14 protein-coding genes are annotated in these 17,173 nt (G+C 72.6%); 11 read left to right on the forward strand and 3 right to left on the reverse strand.

Going from position 1 to position 17,173, the window contains the following annotated elements:
* Positions 1-55 precede the first annotated feature (55 nt).
* Entirely contained in the window at positions 56-1,018 is a 963-nt protein-coding gene (gene sigJ, locus OG776_RS07660) for an RNA polymerase sigma factor SigJ (protein ID WP_148014914.1), read from the forward strand.
* Positions 1,015-2,562: a cytochrome bc1 complex cytochrome b subunit gene (gene qcrB / locus OG776_RS07665; protein ID WP_329319715.1), complete on the forward strand. Its 1,548-nt coding sequence runs from the start codon at positions 1,015-1,017 to the stop codon at positions 2,560-2,562. Before sigJ ends, qcrB begins: the two co-directional genes overlap by 4 nt.
* Here the strand turns inward: qcrB and OG776_RS07670 are convergent.
* Positions 2,473-5,571 carry a glycoside hydrolase family 2 TIM barrel-domain containing protein gene (locus tag OG776_RS07670; protein WP_329319717.1) on the reverse strand — a complete coding sequence of 1,033 codons (3,099 nt, stop codon included), beginning with the start codon at positions 5,569-5,571 and terminating at the stop codon, positions 2,473-2,475. The genes qcrB and OG776_RS07670 overlap by 90 nt on opposite strands.
* A 678-nt stretch (positions 5,572-6,249) precedes the next feature.
* Between OG776_RS07670 and OG776_RS07675 the strand changes: the two genes are divergently transcribed.
* The gene (locus tag OG776_RS07675) at positions 6,250-7,506 is read left to right on the forward strand and encodes an arsenic transporter (RefSeq protein WP_148011307.1); all 1,257 of its coding nucleotides are present in this window, start codon (positions 6,250-6,252) and stop codon (positions 7,504-7,506) included.
* Between the two features lie 16 nt (positions 7,507-7,522).
* Positions 7,523-8,017 carry a universal stress protein gene (locus OG776_RS07680; protein ID WP_148011306.1) on the forward strand — a complete coding sequence of 165 codons (495 nt, stop codon included), beginning with the start codon at positions 7,523-7,525 and terminating at the stop codon, positions 8,015-8,017.
* Here OG776_RS07680 and OG776_RS07685 read toward each other — a convergent pair.
* Positions 7,977-8,927, reverse strand: coding sequence for a helix-turn-helix domain-containing protein (locus OG776_RS07685; RefSeq protein ID WP_329319720.1), 951 nt, complete (start codon positions 8,925-8,927; stop codon positions 7,977-7,979). The genes OG776_RS07680 and OG776_RS07685 overlap by 41 nt on opposite strands.
* Before the next feature lie 64 nt (positions 8,928-8,991).
* On the opposite strand from OG776_RS07685, the gene OG776_RS07690 reads away from it, so the two are divergent.
* Positions 8,992-9,813 carry a phytanoyl-CoA dioxygenase family protein gene (locus OG776_RS07690; RefSeq protein ID WP_329319722.1) on the forward strand — a complete coding sequence of 274 codons (822 nt, stop codon included), beginning with the start codon at positions 8,992-8,994 and terminating at the stop codon, positions 9,811-9,813.
* A gap of 2 nt (positions 9,814-9,815) precedes the next feature.
* Here OG776_RS07690 and OG776_RS07695 read toward each other — a convergent pair whose 3' ends face one another.
* The gene (locus OG776_RS07695) at positions 9,816-10,766 is read right to left on the reverse strand and encodes an alpha/beta fold hydrolase (protein WP_148011304.1); all 951 of its coding nucleotides are present in this window, start codon (positions 10,764-10,766) and stop codon (positions 9,816-9,818) included.
* 315 nt (positions 10,767-11,081) lie between these two features.
* On the opposite strand from OG776_RS07695, the gene OG776_RS07700 reads away from it, so the two are divergent.
* From OG776_RS07700 to OG776_RS07725, 6 genes are all read left to right on the forward strand, one after another.
* Positions 11,082-11,873, forward strand: a complete 792-nt coding sequence (locus tag OG776_RS07700) for an endo alpha-1,4 polygalactosaminidase (RefSeq protein WP_410093240.1) — start codon at positions 11,082-11,084, stop codon at positions 11,871-11,873.
* A 12-nt stretch (positions 11,874-11,885) separates the two neighbouring features.
* Entirely contained in the window at positions 11,886-13,181 is a 1,296-nt protein-coding gene (locus tag OG776_RS07705; protein WP_329319725.1) for an ABC transporter substrate-binding protein, read from the forward strand.
* A gap of 128 nt (positions 13,182-13,309) precedes the next feature.
* Positions 13,310-14,272 (forward strand): carbohydrate ABC transporter permease, encoded by a 963-nt coding sequence (locus OG776_RS07710; protein ID WP_187285762.1) that lies wholly within the window; start codon positions 13,310-13,312, stop codon positions 14,270-14,272.
* Entirely contained in the window at positions 14,269-15,087 is an 819-nt protein-coding gene (locus OG776_RS07715) for a carbohydrate ABC transporter permease (protein WP_148011301.1), read from the forward strand. The genes OG776_RS07710 and OG776_RS07715 overlap by 4 nt, the downstream gene beginning before the upstream one ends.
* A gap of 5 nt (positions 15,088-15,092) precedes the next feature.
* Positions 15,093-15,674, forward strand: coding sequence for a hypothetical protein (locus tag OG776_RS07720; protein ID WP_148011300.1), 582 nt, complete (start codon positions 15,093-15,095; stop codon positions 15,672-15,674).
* Positions 15,674-16,993 (forward strand): alpha-glucosidase/alpha-galactosidase, encoded by a 1,320-nt coding sequence (locus tag OG776_RS07725; RefSeq protein ID WP_148011299.1) that lies wholly within the window; start codon positions 15,674-15,676, stop codon positions 16,991-16,993. Before OG776_RS07720 ends, OG776_RS07725 begins: the two co-directional genes overlap by 1 nt.
* The last annotated feature ends 180 nt before the right edge of the window (positions 16,994-17,173 follow it).

Raw genomic sequence — 17,173 nt, forward strand, 5'->3', positions numbered from 1 at the left:
ACACTCCGGCCCCCTCCGGGGCTCGCAGTGGTGAGCGCACCCAGGGAGGAATGGCATGGCCGAGAGGACCGAAGGCGCCACGCAGGTGTTCGTCGATCATCGCGAACTGCTCTTCGCAATCGTCTACAACATCCTCGGCAGCGTCGCCGACACCGAGGACGTCCTTCAGGAGACCTGGCTGTCGTGGACGGGGCGTGCCCGGCGCACTCCGCCGGAGGCGATCACCAACCCGCGTGCCTACCTGGTGCGGATCGGGGTGAACCACGCGCTCGCGCGCCGCGCCGCGATCATCCGGCGGCGCGAGACGTACGTGGGGCCCTGGCTGCCGGAGCCGCTGCTCGACGAGGCGTCGCCCGAGGACTCGGCCGACCGCACCCTGCGCACCGAGTCGGTGTCCCTGGCCCTGCTCGTGGTCCTGGAGTCGCTCACCCCGCTGGAGCGGGCGGTCTTCGTCCTCAACGAGGTGTTCGGCTACGCGCACACCGAGATCGCGGAGGTCATCGACCGCAGCCCGGCGGCGGTCCGTCAGCTCGCGCACCGGGCGCGGGAGCACGTGCACGCCCGGCGGCCGCTCTACCGCGCGCGTCCCCGGGTCCGCCGGCAGGCGACCGAGCGGTTCGTCGAGGCGGCCCTCGGCGGGGACATCGGCGCGCTGATGGAGATCCTCGCGCCGGACGTGACCGTGTGGACGGACGGCGGCGGCAAGGGACCGGCGGGGCTGCGGCCGGTGCGCGGCCGGGACAAGGCGGCCCGGCTGTTCGCCGGTTACGCGGCCCGGCGTGGCAGCGGCCTCGACATCCGCTACCGGCGGGTCAACGGCGACGACTCCGCGGTGCTCTTCGCGGGCGAGTCGCCGTACGCGGTGATGGTCATGGACCTCACCCCGGACGGCGAGCGGGTGTCGGACGTCTACATCGTCACCAACCCCGAGAAGCTCGCGCGCGTACGACGGGACGAGGAGACCGGGGAAGTCGGGGAGACCGGGGAAGTCGGGGAGACCGAGGAGGAGCACGCGTGACGGACACCGGGCACACGCGGGGACGGACGTCTTCCGGCGAACGTCTCGCCGACTGGTTCGACGGCCGGCTCGGCCTCCACACCCTCGGCAGGCGCTATCTGCGCAAGGTCTTCCCGGACCACTGGTCCTTCCTGCTCGGCGAGATCTGCCTGTACAGCTTCGTGGTGCTGGTCCTCACCGGGGTGTACCTGACGCTGTTCTTCCATCCGTCCATGAACGAGGTGACGTACCACGGCGGTTACCTCCCGCTGAACGGCATCCGCATGTCGGAGGCGTACGCGTCCACGCTCGACATCAGTTTCGAGGTGCGCGGCGGACTGCTGATCCGGCAGATCCACCACTGGTCCGCGCTGGTCTTCCTGGCGGCGATGCTGACGCACATGATGCGGCACTTCTTCACGGGTTCGTTCCGCAGGCCCCGTGAGGTGAACTGGGTGTTCGGCTGGACGCTGTTGCTGCTCGGCATGTTCGAGGGCCTGTTCGGCTACTCGCTGCCGGACGACCTCCTGTCCGGGACGGGACTGCGGTTCGTGGACGGCGCGTTGCTGTCGGTGCCGGTCGTCGGCACGTATCTGTCGTTCTTCCTGTTCGGCGGGGAGTTCCCGGGTCACGACATCGTGGCCCGTTTCTACTCGCTGCACGTCCTGCTGATCCCGGGGATCATGGCGGCGCTCGTGGTCGCGCACCTGGTCCTCGTCGTGTACCACAAGCACACCCAGTTCGGAGGACCGGGAAGGACCGAACGCAACGTCGTGGGGACGCCGTTCATGCCGGTGTACCTCGCGAAGGCCGGTGGCTTCTTCTTCCTGGTCTTCGGAGTCCTCGCGCTGGTCGCGGCGGTCGCGACCGTCAACCCGGTCTGGGCATACGGCCCCTACCGCGCCGACCAGGTGTCGACGGGCGCCCAGCCGGACTGGTACCTCGGCTTCGCCGAGGGCCTGGTCCGGGTGATGCCGGGCTGGGAGGTCCATGTCGCCGGGCACACGCTGGTGCTCGGTGTGCTCGTCCCGGTCGTGGTCTTCCCGCTGCTCCTGGTCGCCATCGGCGTCTATCCGTTCGTGGAGGCGAGGTTCACCGGTGACCGGGGCGAGCACCACCTCCTGGACCGTCCGCGCAACCGGCCGGTCCGTACGGCGATCGGGGCCGCGTGGATCAGTGTGTACGCGATCCTGCTGGCAGGCGGCGGCAACGACATCGTGGCCACCCGTCTGCATCTGTCCATCAACAGCGTCACCTGGGCCGTGCGGATCTCCCTGTTCGTCGTGCCGGTCCTCGTCCTCGTCGTGACGCGCCGTCTCTGTCTGGGGCTGCAGCAGCGGGACCGCGAGCTGGTGGCGCACGGCCGTGCGACCGGCGTGATCACACGCCTGCCGCACGGCGAGTACGTCGAGGCGCACCGCCCGCTCGGGCCGGCCGAACTCCACACGCTGACCGAGCACCAGCACCGCGGGCGCTCAGACCACCGGGACCTCCAGCCGGCTGACGCGCACCGCGCCGTCGGCGGCTCCGGGGCGCCCGCTGGTCAGGAGGATCCGCAGCCGTGACCCGCGGGCCCGGTCGAAGGTGATCACGGTCGGCGTGTCGGAGGCGGTGGCCCAGTCGACGGCCGTGCCCCGCACCGGCACATGGCGCTCGCCGTCCCAGAGCGAGACCCGAACCGACGCGGGCAGGGTGTGCTCGGCGTCGACGGTGAAGGAGACCTCCACCCGGTCGACGGCCCGGGTCCGCGCCCAGGTGACCGAGACCCAGTCCTGCGCGCGGGCTCCGTCGAACGCGGGCAGCAGGGCGGTGGCCGACTTGTGGAAGGCGTTGGACCAGCCGGTGGCCGGATCGCCGTCGAGCATGGCGGCCGGCAGGGAGTCCGGGCGCCCCGAGTAGCTCGCGTCCGCCAACGGGTGGGCGGGGGCGCCGGGTCCGGGGTCGGGCGCGAAGGGGGTGGCCGGGGTGACCGCCCGGACGCGCGCCGTGGTGGTGGCCACCGAGACGGTGGCGCCGCGCAGTCCCGCAGCGCGGGCCGTCACGCGCAGGCCCCCCGGGCGCGTGCCGCCGCGGACGATGGCGAGGGCCTTGCCGTGGAAGGCCGTCCGGGTGCTCGCCTGATAGCGCTCGGCGCTCTCCTGCCGCCCGTTGTCCAGCCCGGCGAGCGAGCCGCCGTGGGCCTCGAACGCGATCAGGTGCTCGGCGTCCGGCACAACCACACCCCGGGCGTCGACGACCTCCGCCGTCACGAACACCAGCGAACGGCCGTCCGCGGGCAGGGACGCGCGGTCCGCGGTGAGGCGGATCCCGTGCGGCGGGCCGGCGGTGCGCAGCACATCGGTGGCGACGGTACGGCCGTCGCGGCGCGCGACCGCCTTCAACTCGCCCGGCGCGTAGGGCACTTTCCAGGTGAGGTGGAGTCTGCCCGCGCTGCCGTTCGGACTGGTGTAACTGCCCGGGTAGGGGCCCGAGGTGAACGTCTTGTCGTCACCGGTCGCCTCGGTGGTCTCCAGGTAGGTACGGCCGTCGACGGTCCTCTTCGTGTCGAACTTCCGTGTGCCGAGGGACTTTCCGTTGAGGAAGAGCTCCACCGTGTCGACGTTCGCGTACGCCCACACCTCGACCGTGTCGCCCTGCTCGTGGTTCCAGGTCATGGGCACCAGATGGACCATGGGCTCGCTCACCCACTGGCTCCGGAACAGGTGGTACATGTCCTTCGGGAAGCCCGCGGTGTCGACCGCGCCGAAGAAGGACGCCTTGACGGGGAAGACGTCGTAGGGCGTGGGTTCACCGATGTAGTCGATGCCCGACCAGAGGAACTGGCCCGCGAACCACTTCCGGTCCCGGTCCTTCTTGTGTCCGTACTCGCCGCTCATGGTCCAGGAGGCGAGGTTGTTGTCGTACGAGGAGGTGGCCCGCCGGCCGGGGGTGTGGTTCTCGCCGGTGTTGAGGTGTTCCGGCTCCTGGTAGGTGCCGCGGGTCGAGGTCTCGGAGGACGACTCCGACTCGAAGAGAAAGAGGTGGGGGTAGGCGGCGTGCAGCGCGTCCACCGACTGCGCGGTGTTGTAGTTGAGGCCGAGTCCGTCCAGTTTGGCGAGCATGAGGTCGGCCGCGGAGTCCTTGGCGGGCAGACGGCGGTACTTGTCGGAGCCGATGACCAGCGGGCGGGTGTCGTCCGCGGCCCTGATGGCGCCGATGACGCGGTCGGCCATGGCCAGCCCGGCGGTCGAGGTGGAGTCGGGGATCTCGTTGCCGATGGACCACAGCACCACGGCGGGCGAGTTGCGGGCCGCGAGGACCATCTCGGTGGCGTCCCGCTCGCACCACTCGTCGAAGAAGCGGCCGTAGTCGTACCTCGTCTTGCCGGTCCGCCAGCAGTCGAAGGCCTCCACCATCATCACGATGCCCAGCTCCTCGCAGACTTGGATCATCTGCGGGGAGGGCGGGTTGTGGGAGGTGCGGAAGGCGTTGACGCCCATCGACTTCATGACGGTCATCTGCCGGCGCACCGCGTCGAGGCTGACGGCGGCGCCGAGGGCTCCCTGGTCGTGGTGGAGGTCGACGCCCTTGATCTTGGCGTGGGTGCCGTTGAGGTGGAAACCCTCGTCCGGGTCGAAGCGGAAGGAGCGGATGCCGAAGGACGTGCGGAAGGTGTCGACGGTCGACCCGCCGACGCGCAGTTCGGTCTCCAGGACGTAGCGGTGGCCGGGGGTCGCGAAGTCCCACGTCTTCGGTTTCTCCACGACGAGTTCATGGGTCTCGTCGGCGCGGTCGCCGACCGTCGCGGTGCTGGAGGCACGGGCCACCGTCCGGCCGTCGGGGCCGACGATCCGCGAGACCACCTGCACCTTCGCCGCCGCCCCGGTCCCGTTGACCACACTCGTCCGGGCCCGGACGACCGCCCGCCCCGCGGTGACCTCGGGCGTCGTGACGTAGGTGCCCCAGCGCTCGACGTGCACCGGTCCGGTGACCACGAGTCGGGCCTCGCGGTGGATGCCGCTGCCCGAGTACCAGCGGCTGCTGGGGAGTTGGTTCTGCACCTTGACCGCGATGACGTTGGGGGTGCGGCCGTCCGTGTGCAGCAGACCGGTGAGGTCGAGGGCGAACCCCGTGTAGCCGTAGGGGTGATGGCCGACCTCGGTGCCGTTGCAGTAGACGTACGAGTCCATGTAGACGCCGTCGAACTCCACCGAGACGCGCTTGCCCGCGAGGGCGGGCGGCAGGGTGAAGGCGATCCGGTACCAGCCGAGGCCGCCCGGGAAGAAGCCGGTCCCGCTGGTGGTGCCGTGCTCGGTGGTGGGGCTCTGCTCGATGCTCCAGTCGTGCGGGACGGTCACCTCGCGCCAGGCCGAGTCGTCGTAGCCGGGCTGTGCCGCGCCCTCGTAGGCCCCGGTCGGGTCGGTGATCCCGCCCGGATCGACCAGGGCGAAGCGCCAGCCGTCGTGGAGTTCGACGGTGCTGCGGCCCGTCGTGGACCCGGACGAGTCCGCCCGGGCGTCGGCCGCACCCGCGAACGCTCCGGCCGTGGGTGCGGCGGTTCCCGCGATCAATACCGATCTCCGAGTGACTGTCAAGGCGGCTCTCCCTCATCAAGGGCCCAGAACTCATCACAACTGATCGTGAACAAACAGATTCTGACGGGATGATGCGTACGGACGTCAAGGGGCGGGCGCCCACTTCCGCCCCCGACGTCACATCGGCCGGAACACGGCGCGCCGCCGGGCTCCCGAGGGTCCGGTCGCCGACCTCCGGCGTCTCGGACGCGGACCCCGGCAGAGGCTCGGCGGGGTGCCGCCGGTCCGGCCGGGCAGGACTCCGGCTGACCGACCCCGCCCCGCCCCGGACGGACGGCGACGCGGTGCCGGAACGCGTCCGAGGGGGCGACGCGCCGGGAAGCGCCTGACAGGGCGACAGGGCGACAGGGCGACAGGGCGACAGGGCGACAGGGCGACAGGGCGACAGGGCGACAGGGCCGGCGTACCCGTCGGCGCCTCGGCCGTCGTCACCCGAACGGCCGAGAACCTCGTCGGCGCGCCGCCGGTCATCCGGCCGGGGCAGCGGACCCACGGTCGGCTGCGGAGCGGTCCGCGCGGACGCGACGCCGCTGCCTGAGGCGCGAGCCGCACCGGCGATCCGCGTCGGCGACCGGGGCCCGACGTGTCCCCGGAGGTCTGACCGCGTCCCGTCGGGGCAGGTGGTGCGGCATCTGATGTGATGGACGGGCACCCGCTCGTGCCCTGGAGGACCGAACCCTGAACACCCCGTTCGCCGAAACACTGTCCGTCGTGCTGCTCGCCGCCGTGCTCGTCTGCGCGGTGGTGCGGCCGTTCGGCTGGCCCGAGGCGGTCGTCGCGGTCCCGGCCGCCCTGCTGGTGATGGCCACCGGCGCGATCTCCTGGGAACACGCCCGCGAGGAGGCCGCGCATCTGGGGCCGGTGATCGGCTTCCTCGCGGCCGTACTGGTGCTCGCCCGGTTCTGCGACGACGAGGGCCTCTTCCACGCGTGCGGAGCCTGGATGGCGCGCTGGGCCGCGGGACGGCCACGGCGCCTGCTCACCGCGGTCTTCGCGCTCGCCTCCGCGATCACCGCGGTGCTCAGCCTCGACGCCACCATCGTGCTGCTCACGCCCGTCGTCTTCGCCACCGCGGCCCGGATGGGCGCCCGCCCCAAACCGCACGTGTACGCCTGCACGCACCTGTCGAACACGGCCTCGCTGCTGCTCCCGGTCTCCAACCTCACCAACCTGCTGGCGTTCACCGCGAGCGGGCTGAGCTTCACCCGGTTCGCCGCGCTGATGGTCCTTCCGTGGCTGGTCGCGATCGGCGCCGAGTACGTGGTCTTCCGGCGCTTCTTCGCCCGCGACCTGGCCGCCGCGGCCCCCCGGCCCGCCCTCGACGAGCCGCCGGAGCTGCCGCTGTTCGCGCTGGTCACGGTGGGCTGCACCCTCGCCGGGTTCGTCGTCGCCTCCGCCGTCGGGATCGATCCGGCGTGGTCGGCCGCGGCCGGCGCGCTGGTGCTCGCCGTCCGGGCGGTGCTGCGCGGGCGCGCCACCGTGCTCACCGTGGCCCGGGCCACCGCGCCCGCCTTCCTGGCCTTCGTCCTGGCCCTGGGGGTCGTCGTCCGCGCGGTGGTCGACAACGGGCTCTCCGACGCCCTCGGCCGGATCCTGCCGGACGGCGGCGGGCTCCTCGCGCTCCTCGGGATCGCGGCGCTCGCCGCCGTGCTCGCCAATCTGATCAACAACCTGCCGGCGGTCCTGGTGCTGCTGCCGCTGGCCGCGTCGTCCGGCTCCGGCGCGGTCCTGGCCGTCCTGCTGGGCGTCAACATCGGCCCCAACCTCACCTACGCCGGATCCCTGGCGACCCTGCTGTGGCGGCGTATCGTCCACCAGCACGAACACGGCGTCGACCTCAAGGAGTTCACCCGGCTCGGCCTGATCGCCGTGCCGGCCGCGCTGGTCCCCGCCGTACTGGCACTGTGGACCTCGCTCCACGTCATCGGAGGCTGAACGGAGGACGCTGCGCATGCGGGTGATCGCCTGGCTCGTCGAAGGGACCTGGCCGGCTTGTGTGGACGCGGTGCGCGAGCACGCGCCGCACGCTACCGAGATCGTGCTGCTGCACGTCAGCGAGCCCGGGGTGGCCGGTCTGGCGCACGGCGCGTTCGCCGGGCTGCTCGGCCGGGGCCACCGGGAACGCGACCCCGAGGCCCTGCTGGAGGATCTCGGCGCCTCCTCGGCCGTACAGCTGCTGGACGCGGCGGCCGAGCGCCTGGACCGCCCGTGCGAACGGCTGGAGCGGGCCGGCCGGGCCGAGCGGGAGGTGGTCGCCGCCGCCGACGGCGCCGATCTGCTCGTACTCGCCCGTGACGGCGACCGGGCCCGGCTGGGCCCGCACAGTCTGGGCCCGGCCGGACGGTTCGTCGTCGACCACGCGCCCTGTCCGGTGCTGCTCGTCTGGCCGGAACCGGCCCCGGACGTCACGACCCTGCCGCCGCCTCCCCCGCACCACCACCCGTAGCGGAACGGCCGGACACGGACCCGCGGACGTCACGGCGGTAGGCGCCCGGCGGGGTTCCGTAGTGCCGCCGGAAGGCCCGGTGGAAGTGGGGGGCGCCGGCGAATCCGGAGAGCGCGGCCACCCGTTCCACCGGCAGCCCGGTGGTCTCCAGGAGCCGGGCCGCGTGCAGCAGCCGGGCCTCGCGCAGCACCCGCATCGGGGAGCGGCCGACCTGCTCGGTGAAGAGGTGCGCGAACCGCGACGGCGAGAGAGCGACCGCCCCGGCCAGCGAGTCGACGGTGTGCGCCGCGCCCGGGTCGGCGGCGATCAGGGCCTCCGCCCGCAGCACCCGGGCGTCCGCGCCCGCCCGGCCGGCCTCCGTGCGGGCGGTGCCCAGCAGCACGATCTCCTCCAGGGAGCACAGGGCCAGTTCCCTGGCCGCCGTGCCGTGCGCGACCGCCACCGCGCCGGCGGCCGGGTCCGCGTCACCGGGCGGTTCGCCGTCACCCGTCCAGCGGGCGTCGGCGAGCATCCGCCGGAACGCCGACGCGATACGGTCCCGGCTCCGCGCCGGCCGCACGGCGTACACCCCGTCGTCGAGGGCGTACGGCCGCAGCCACCGGTCCCAGGACGGCCTGGCCCGGCAGTGGGTCCACCAGAACGCCCAGTGGTCGGCGCCCGGTTCGACGCCGTAGCGGTGCGGTACGCCGGGTCGCAGGACCACCAGGTCGCCGGGGCCGGCCGTGGTCCGGGTCGTCCCCTGCCGGAGGCTCCCCCGTCCGGCCGTGGTCCAGGTGAACAGCCAGCTGTCGCTGCCGTGCGGCCGGTGGACGCGGTATCCCGGCCGCCGGTCGTGGCGTCCGACGGTCACCAGGCCCGGCGGCGGGGACGGGACAGCAGGCTCGGGCAGGACGTCAGCACGCACGGGCATCCTCCGGGGCGGGGCGTCCGCCTGGCGTGGGACATCTCGGATCCCGAGCGGAAGGGACGGTCGGATGACGGTCACGGACAGGAGCGGGCGGCGCCCGTACGGGTGGGAGCACGAGTTCGAGGACAACGGCTTCGTGGTGGTCCGCGGGCTGTTCGCCGGTGCCGAGATCGACGCACTGTGCGCGGAGTTCACGGCGCTGCACGCCGCCGGGCCGGTGCCGGGGCACTTCGAGCCCCGCGCCACGGGGACCGGCCGGCCGGCCGATCCGCTGCACAGCCACCCCCGGGTGATGCATCCGCACCGGATCAACGCGCTGTCCCGGCGCACGCTGCTCGATCCGCGGCTGCGGATGATCCTCGAAGCCCTGCTGGGCGAGGAGGTCCTGGCCGCGCAGAGCATGTTCTACTTCAAGCCGCCCGGCGCCCGGGGCCAGGCGCTGCATCAGGACAACTTCTATCTGCGGGTGGAGCCCGGCACCTGTGTGGCCGCCTGGATCGCCTGCGACACGATCGACCGGGACAACGGCGGGCTGGAGATCGTGCCGGGTACCCACCGGATGGAACTGTTCTGCCCGCAGGAGGCGGACGAGAGGCTCTCGTTCGTCCGGGAGTACGTCCCGCCGCCGCCCGGCCTCGCGGCCGTGCCGGTCGACATGGCACCGGGTGACGTGCTGTTCCTCAACGGCAGTCTGATGCACGGTTCGGGTCCCAACCGCAGCGCCGGCCGTTTCCGCCGGAGCTTCATCGGCCACTACGTCGGACGGTCCACGGCCCGCATCGGCGGCCACTACCGCACCCTCACGATGAACGGCGAGCCGGTCGCCCTTCCGGAGAGCGAGGGCGCCGGCCCGTGCGGTGACGAGTTCGCCGCCGTGCCACCGCACTGACCTCACTCCTCCGGTTCGGGCAGCGCGTACCGGAAGGGGACCGAGGCGGGATCGGTGAGCGCCTCGGCCGCGAACGCGAGGACCGCCGCCGCGACCGCGCCGGGGTTCTCCAGGAGCATCGCGTGCGTGCCGTCGATCCCGACGACCCGCACATGGGTCCGCCGTGCGGCCAGTGCCGTGAGATCCCTGGCGAGCCCCATCCCGTAGGCCCTCGTCAGCTCGTCGAACCACTCCCTGCCCGGGGCCGGGGGTGTCGGGCGGAGCGCGCGTCCGAGCAGCAGCGGGCGGTCCATGCGCGCGAAGAGATCGAACAGGTCGAGCGAGTCGATCTCCGCCAGCACCGCGAGCATGTCGTCCCGCAGCGGCCTCGACTCCAGCCGCCCGTCCGGGGTGTGGCGCACGGAACGGAGCAGCGCCTTCTCCAACAGCTCGTACGGGATGCCGAGTTCCCCGGACAGGGCGCGCTCCCGCGCGAGCAGGTTCTGCAGCCCGTCGACGGGCAGCGGGCCGCCCCGCAGCCCGTCCCGCACCGACTCCCTCACCCGGACGAGCCGTTCGGCGACCACCGCCGGGTCGAGGCCCACGTACTGGTCGGGCCGGCCCCAGCCGAATCCGTCGAGGTTCGCCGCGCCGGGTGTGACCTCCGGGTGGTCCAGCGCGTAGCGCACCGCGATCATGCCGCCGAGCGAGTGTCCGACCGGCAGCGCGTCGGGGAGACCGTACTCGTCGAGGACCCCCTCGATGTCCTCGACCACCCGGGCCAGGCTCCAGGGTCCGGCGGGCGACAGACCGTGTCCGCGCAGGTCGACGGCGAGCACCCGGTGCCGTCCGGTGAGGCGCGGGGCGACGGCGGCCCAGTCGGCCAGCGTGCGGCCGGCTCCGTGCAACAGGATCAGCGGCGGCCCGTCGCCCCCGTGGTCGTGGACGGCCAGTGCGATGCGGTCTCCGGTCATGTCCTGACCATAGGGCCCGGGTCGGGGCTCCCCGGGGACATCGCGTGTCGGTGATCACTCCGGGGACCTCCGGCGGGGCGCGGCCTTGACGCGGGCGGCGTGGAGGCGATTTGATCCTGGCGTGCCGAGGCGTGCAGCCGGGCACCCAGAGGTGCGCCCAGCCGGTAACGGACACGGTTCAAGTCCGGCCAAAGTCGCCAGGATCGCGGGAGCGTCCGAGGCGGGGTCGTACTCGCGATTGATGGAGCGGACATGCCCGTCAAACGTGTTCTCCGCGCCGCCGGTCCGGTGACGGCCGCTGCCCTGATGGCGTTCATGACACTGGTGAGCTGCGCCCCGGGACCGGCGCGCGGCACGCCGTCCGCGCGGCCCGCGGGCTCGGGTCCGAGCCCGCGGGCCGTACGGCTCCCCCCGCTCCACGCGGGCTTCGACTACCAGATCGGCGGCGCCTACCGGCCGCCGTCGGGTGTCCGCATCGTCAGCCGTGACCGTACGGCGAAGCCCGCGCCCGGCCTCTACAACATCTGTTACGTCAACGCCTTCCAGGTGCAGCCGGGCGAGCAGCGGCAGTGGCCCGCCGACCTGCTGCTGCGGGACACGCGGGGCAGGCCCGTGGTCGACCGTGACTGGGACGAGGTGCTGCTCGACATCGGCACGCCGGCGAAGCGCGAGCGGGTGGCCGCGCGGGTCGGACGGTGGATCGACGGCTGCGCCGACGAGGGTTTCGACGCGGTGGAGCCGGACAACTACGACAGCTACACCCGTTCCCGGAATCTGCTGAGCGCCGACGACGCCACCGCGTTCATCACGCTGCTCTCCGCCCGGGCGCACGCCCGTCACCTGGCCATCGGGCAGAAGAACACCGCGGAGCTGGCCGGGCTGAGAAAGCGGACCGGTCTCGACTTCGCGGTGGCGGAGGAGTGCGGCGAGTTCGACGAGTGCGGGACGTACGCGAAGGCGTTCCACGACCGGGTCGTCGTCATCGAGTACACCGACAGCGGACTGCACAAGGCCCGCGCGCGCTACGGGAAGCGGCTGAGCATCGTGCGCCGGGACGTGGACGTCTCGACGCCGGGCAGCGCGGACTATGTCCGCCGGACCCACTGACGGGGGGCCGTGATGACCTCCTCGATCGCACGTCGCCGGCTGCTCGCCGGCGCGGCCGCCGCCCCGTTCCTCGCCGCCTGCGGTGCCGGCGCCGCCGACGGCGTCGGTGCCGACGGCACGGTGACCGTCGAGCTGTGGCACGGGCAGAGCGACACTGGCAGGAAGGCCGTGGAGGCGCTGGTCGCCGAGTTCAACCGCACCCATCCGCGCATCCGGGTGGACAGCGCGGGCGGCGGGGTCCTGTCCGACGCGATGCTCCAGAAGGTGACGGCCGCGCTGGCCTCGGGTTCCTATCCCGACATCGCCTACATCTTCGGCTCGGACCTGGCCAGTGTCGCGCGCAGTCCCCGGGTCGTCGATCTGACGTCCGCGCTGCACGCGGGCCCCCCTCCGTGGCGGTCGCTGTGGACCCCGGTGCGGGAGGGGATCACCGTCAACGGCAGGGTCCGGGCCGCTCCCGCGCTGCTCGACTCGCTGGCCGTCGTCTACAACAGGAAACTCTTCCGGCAGGCCGGGGTGGACTTCCCGCGGGCCGGCTGGACCTGGGACGAGTTCACCGACACGGCACGCAGGCTGACGGACCCCAGCCGCGGGGTCTTCGGGACGGGCTGGCCGGGGACCGGCGACGAGGACACGGTGTGGCGGCTGTGGCCGATGGTCTGGGACCTGGGCGGTGACGTGGTGGCTCCCGACGGCAGGCACATCGGCTTCGCCGAGCAGGGCGTACGGGCGCTGGAGACCCTCGCCCGGCTGAGCCGCGACAAGAGCGTGTACGTCGACCCGAAGCCCGGCGGCGAGCAGATGTACCAGGTCTTCATGGCCGGCCGGATGGCCATGGTGGGGACCGGGCCCTGGCAGCTCCCGGACATCGTCGCCGCCGGGGTCGACTACGGCGTCGTGCCGCTGCCGACCTACAGCGGTCGGCCGGTCACCATCTCGGGCCCGGACACCTGGACGGTGTTCGACAACGGCTCGGCCCGTTCACGGGCGGCGGTCGAGTTCGTGCGCTGGATGATGCGGCCCGCCCAGGACGCCCGCTGGGATCTCTCGGCGGGCAGTCTTCCGCTGAGTTCGGCCACCGCCGACCGGCCGGAGTGGCGCCGGCACTCCCGGCGGACCCGGGGCCTCGACGTGTTCACCGAAGCGCTGGCCTCCGCCCGGGTGCGACCGGTGCACGCGGCCTATCCCCAGATCTCCCAGGCACTCGGCGAGGCCATCGTCTCCGTGCTCCTCGGCAAGGACTCCCCCGCGGGCGCCCTGCGCCGGTGCGCGGACCGGTCCGACGCCGCCCTGCTCATCCCCCGGTGACCCGGGCCCCGGCCGGCTCCCGCTTCCGCTTCCGCTTCCGCTTCCGTCGACGCGTTCCCCGCGTCACCCGCGTTCCGTCGTCCGTGCACTGGTGACTCTCAGGTGACTTCCAGGTGAGGGAGGCCGTCTTGTCCACTCTGCCCCGCGCCATCACGCTCGCCCCGCAGACCTCGGTGCCCCCGGCCGCCGCCCGGCGTGCCGCACGCCGTCGCGCCCGCCGTGAGACGGCCACCGCCTGGGGGTTCGTCGGCCCCGCGGTCGTCGTGATCCTCGGTCTCGGCATCGTCCCCGTCCTCTGGTCGCTGCTGCTGTCCTTCCGGGCCGACGACCTGGTCACGCCGGGCCGCTGGGTCGGCCTCGACAACTACCGGGCGCTGACCCAGGACCCCGCCTTCCACACGGCGGTGAGCAACACGCTGCTGTACACCGCCCTGTACGTGCCGCTCAGTCTGCTCGGCGGGCTGGCCCTCGCGCTGGCCCTGAACCGCCGTCTGCGGTTCGTCGGCCTGTACCGGACGCTCGTCTTCATCCCGTTCGTGGTGTCGGCGACGGCTCAGGGCGTGCTGTTCTCGTTCATCCTCGACCCGGAGTTCGGGGTCGCCAACTCGCTGTTGCACCAACTCGGCGTCTCGCCCCAGGGTTTCCTCTCGGACCCGGACCAGGCGATCTACCTGCTGGTCCTCATCTCGTTGTGGAGCGGCGTCGGCTTCTGCGTGGTCGTCTACCTGGCCGCGCTCCAGGACGTGCCGCCCGAACTCGTCGAGTCCGCCCGCATCGACGGGGCGGGCCGGACGCTGATCCTGCGTCACATCGTGCTGCCGACCCTCACACCGGTCACCGTGTTCCTGCTGCTGTGGCAGGTGATCACGGCGCTCCAGGTCTTCGACCTGATCTATGTGACGACCAAGGGCGGCCCCCTCGGCTCGACCACGGTCGTCGTCTACTTCGTCTGGCAGCAGGCCTTCCAGACGTTCACCGCCGGGTACGGGGCCGCGGCGGCGTACGTGCTGGCCGCGGCGCTGATGGTGGCGGGCGCGGCGCTGCGGGTGGTGCGGCGCCGCCAGGACCGTACGGAAGGAGGCGTCCGATGAGGACGCGGAGGGTGAACGGCTGGCATCTGCTGCTGGCACCGTTGTCCCTGGGCTTCGCGCTGCCCCTGGTGTGGCTGCTGCTGAGTTCGGTGATGAGCGACGCGGAGATCAACAGGTTCCCGCCCGCGCTGTGGCCGAAGGGCATCGACCTGGGCGGGTACCGCTATGTGCTCGGGAACGCGCTGTTCCCGCGCTGGTTCGCCAACTCCTTCCTGGTCGCCTCGGTCGCGGTGGGGTCGAATCTGCTGTTCGGGGCGCTGGCCGGTCACGCGTTCGCGCGGATGCGGTTCGCCGGGTCGCGGCTGTTGCTCGGGCTGATGCTGGCGACGATGGTGATCCCGTTCCAGCTCACCATGATCCCCACGTTCCTGGTGATGAAGGAGCTGGGTCTGATCGACACGCTCGGCGCGCTGATCGTGCCGTCCCTGGTCACCCCGTTCGCGGTCTTCCTGTTCCGGCAGTTCTTCCTCTCGCTGCCGCGCGAGATGGAGGAGGCCGCCTGGATCGACGGGTGTTCGCGGCTGCGGGTCCTCTTCTCCATCGTGCTGCCGCTGGCCAGGCCCGCGTTGGCGACGGTCGCCGTGCTGACGTTCCTGTCGACCTGGAACGACCTGTCGTGGCCGCTGATCGCGCTCAACCACGACACGCAGTACACGCTCCAGTTGGGGCTGACCACCTTCCAGGGACAGCACCACACCCGGTGGTCGGCGGTGATGGCGGGGAACATGATCAGCGTGCTGCCGGTGCTGGTGGCGTTCCTGCTGGCGCAGAAGACGTTCGTGCAGTCGCTCACGTCGAGCGGCCTGAAGGGGTGACCGCCGTGCGGGCCTTCGACCCCGGTGTGACCGGCGACGCGAACCCGGACGGGGTGGCCGGGCCGCCGTCCTGTCCTCCCACCTCCGGGCAGCGTGACCGGCCCGCCCCGTACGCGGGACCGGTGAGCGGCGGATCCGCCGCCGTCATGGTGCGCGGGGCCGCCCGGCCGGGACCGCGGGACGCCCCCACGGGCCGGGCCGGCACCGGTCCCGCGGACGCGCTCGTCGGGGACGCGCCGGCGCGAGGCGTCGACGCGGGCTTCCCGGTCACCGGCCCCGAACCGGCCTCGGCGCTCAGGGTCGTGGTCACCCCCGGGGACGGGGACCGTGCCGTCCGCACCGCGTCGGGGACCCGGCTGCCGCACGCGCCCGTGGTGCCGGTCGATCCCGTCGGCACCGTGGGCGCCGGGGACGGTTCCGGCGTCAGGTCCGGCGCGGCGACCCCGCCGGGCACGGACCCCGCGTCGGCCCTCGCCGTGGCCCGCGGTCCGTCCTCCACGCGCGGCCACGGCGGTACGGCGGCGCGGCCCACGTGGGACGAGGCCCGCGCCGCCGCCTCGGACAACTCGCACACAGGGAGTCACTGATGCACGACGTCACCACCGCGAAGATCGCCTTCATCGGGGCCGGGAGCGTGGTGTTCACCCAAGGGCTGCTCGCGGACCTGTTCGCCTTCCCCGAACTGGCCCGCCTGCGGATCGCGTTGCACGACATCGACCTCGAGCGGCTCGCCACGGCGGAGGGCGCGGCCCGGCGCATCGCCGCCGCCCGCGGGGTCGAGCCGGTGATCACCGCGCACCTGGACCGGCGGGCGGCCCTGGCCGACGCGGACTTCGTCATCAACATCATCCAGGTCGGCATGGACGAGGCGACGCGCGTCGACTTCGAGATCCCGGCACGTCACGGTCTGCGCCAGACCATCGGCGACACGCTCGGCATCGGCGGGATCTTCCGCGCCCTGCGCACCTTCCCCGTCCTGCGGGCGCTGGCCGAGGACATGGCCGAACTGTGCCCGGGTGCCCAGCTGCTGAACTACACCAACCCCATGGCAATGAACGTCCTCTACCTCAGCCGCATCGCCCCGGACCTGCGGGTGACGGGCCTGTGCCACTCGGTGCACTGGACGATGCACGACCTCGCCGCGCTGGTCGGCGTGCCCTTCGAGGAGGTGTCCTATCTGGCGGCCGGAGTCAACCACCAGGCCTGGGTGCTGCGTTTCGAACGCGCCGGGCAGGACCTCCACCCGCTGCTGGACGAGGCGATCGCCAGAGATCCCGGGCTGCTGCGCCGGGTCCGTGTCGACATGTACCGCAGGCTGGGGCACTACCCCACCGAGACCAGCGAACACTCCTCGGAGTACGTGCCCTGGTACCTGCACCACGACAGCGAGATCGAACGTCTCCGGCTGCCGGTGGGCGCCTATCTGGAGATCATCAAAGAGAACAGGGCGAGCTACGAACAGACCCGCGAGGCCTTGGCGGCGGACGCGCCGCTGCCCGTCGAGGGCACCGAGGAATATGCCCCGCAGATCATCCACAGCGTTCTCACCGGCACCCCCCGCACGGTCTACGGGAACGTCCCCAACCGCGGCCTGATCGACAACCTGCCCGCCGACTCCGTGGTCGAAGTCCCCTGCCTGGTCGACGCGCTGGGGGTCCGGCCGACCCGGGTCGGCGCGCTCCCGCCGCAGTGCGCGGCCCTCAACAGCGCCTACGTCGCCGTGGGCGACCTGGTCGTACGGGCCGCCACCGACCACGACCCGCGCCACATCCGGCACGCCGCCATGGCCGACCCGGCCACCGCCGCCGCGCTTCCCGTCGAACGGATCTGGGATCTGTGCGACGACCTCGTCCGTGCCCACGGCACCCTGCTCCAGCCGGAACTGCGGGCCGAGCTGGGCCACTGAGCCGGTGCCCGGACCCCCGCCGGGCACCCACGTCCTGCCGCTCCGCCCTGCCGCTCCGCCGCGCTGCCGGTGCCGGACGGAGCGCGCGGAGCGCGCGTGCCGGCACGGGCCCGTGCCGAAACCGGCCCGTGTCGGATGAACTGCGGGCCACCGGGCGGACGTATCAAGAGGTATGTCGAC

Source organism: Streptomyces sp. NBC_01689, from assembly GCF_036250675.1.
Classification (GTDB): domain Bacteria; phylum Actinomycetota; class Actinomycetes; order Streptomycetales; family Streptomycetaceae; genus Streptomyces.

What these genes read in the sequence shown, in the direction of transcription:
- OG776_RS07705 (WP_329319725.1), top strand. Translation starts at nt 11,886, where the DNA reads ATGACCTCCTCGATCGCACGTCGCCGGCTGCTCGCCGGCGCGGCCGCC.
- OG776_RS07715 (WP_148011301.1), top strand. Translation starts at nt 14,269, where the DNA reads ATGAGGACGCGGAGGGTGAACGGCTGGCATCTGCTGCTGGCACCGTTG.
- sigJ (WP_148014914.1), top strand. Translation starts at nt 56, where the DNA reads ATGGCCGAGAGGACCGAAGGCGCCACGCAGGTGTTCGTCGATCATCGC.
- OG776_RS07695 (WP_148011304.1), bottom strand. Translation starts at nt 10,766, where the DNA reads ATGACCGGAGACCGCATCGCACTGGCCGTCCACGACCACGGGGGCGAC.
- OG776_RS07680 (WP_148011306.1), top strand. Translation starts at nt 7,523, where the DNA reads ATGCGGGTGATCGCCTGGCTCGTCGAAGGGACCTGGCCGGCTTGTGTG.
- OG776_RS07690 (WP_329319722.1), top strand. Translation starts at nt 8,992, where the DNA reads ATGACGGTCACGGACAGGAGCGGGCGGCGCCCGTACGGGTGGGAGCAC.
- OG776_RS07700 (WP_410093240.1), top strand. Translation starts at nt 11,082, where the DNA reads ATGACACTGGTGAGCTGCGCCCCGGGACCGGCGCGCGGCACGCCGTCC.
- OG776_RS07685 (WP_329319720.1), bottom strand. Translation starts at nt 8,927, where the DNA reads ATGCCCGTGCGTGCTGACGTCCTGCCCGAGCCTGCTGTCCCGTCCCCG.
- OG776_RS07725 (WP_148011299.1), top strand. Translation starts at nt 15,674, where the DNA reads ATGCACGACGTCACCACCGCGAAGATCGCCTTCATCGGGGCCGGGAGC.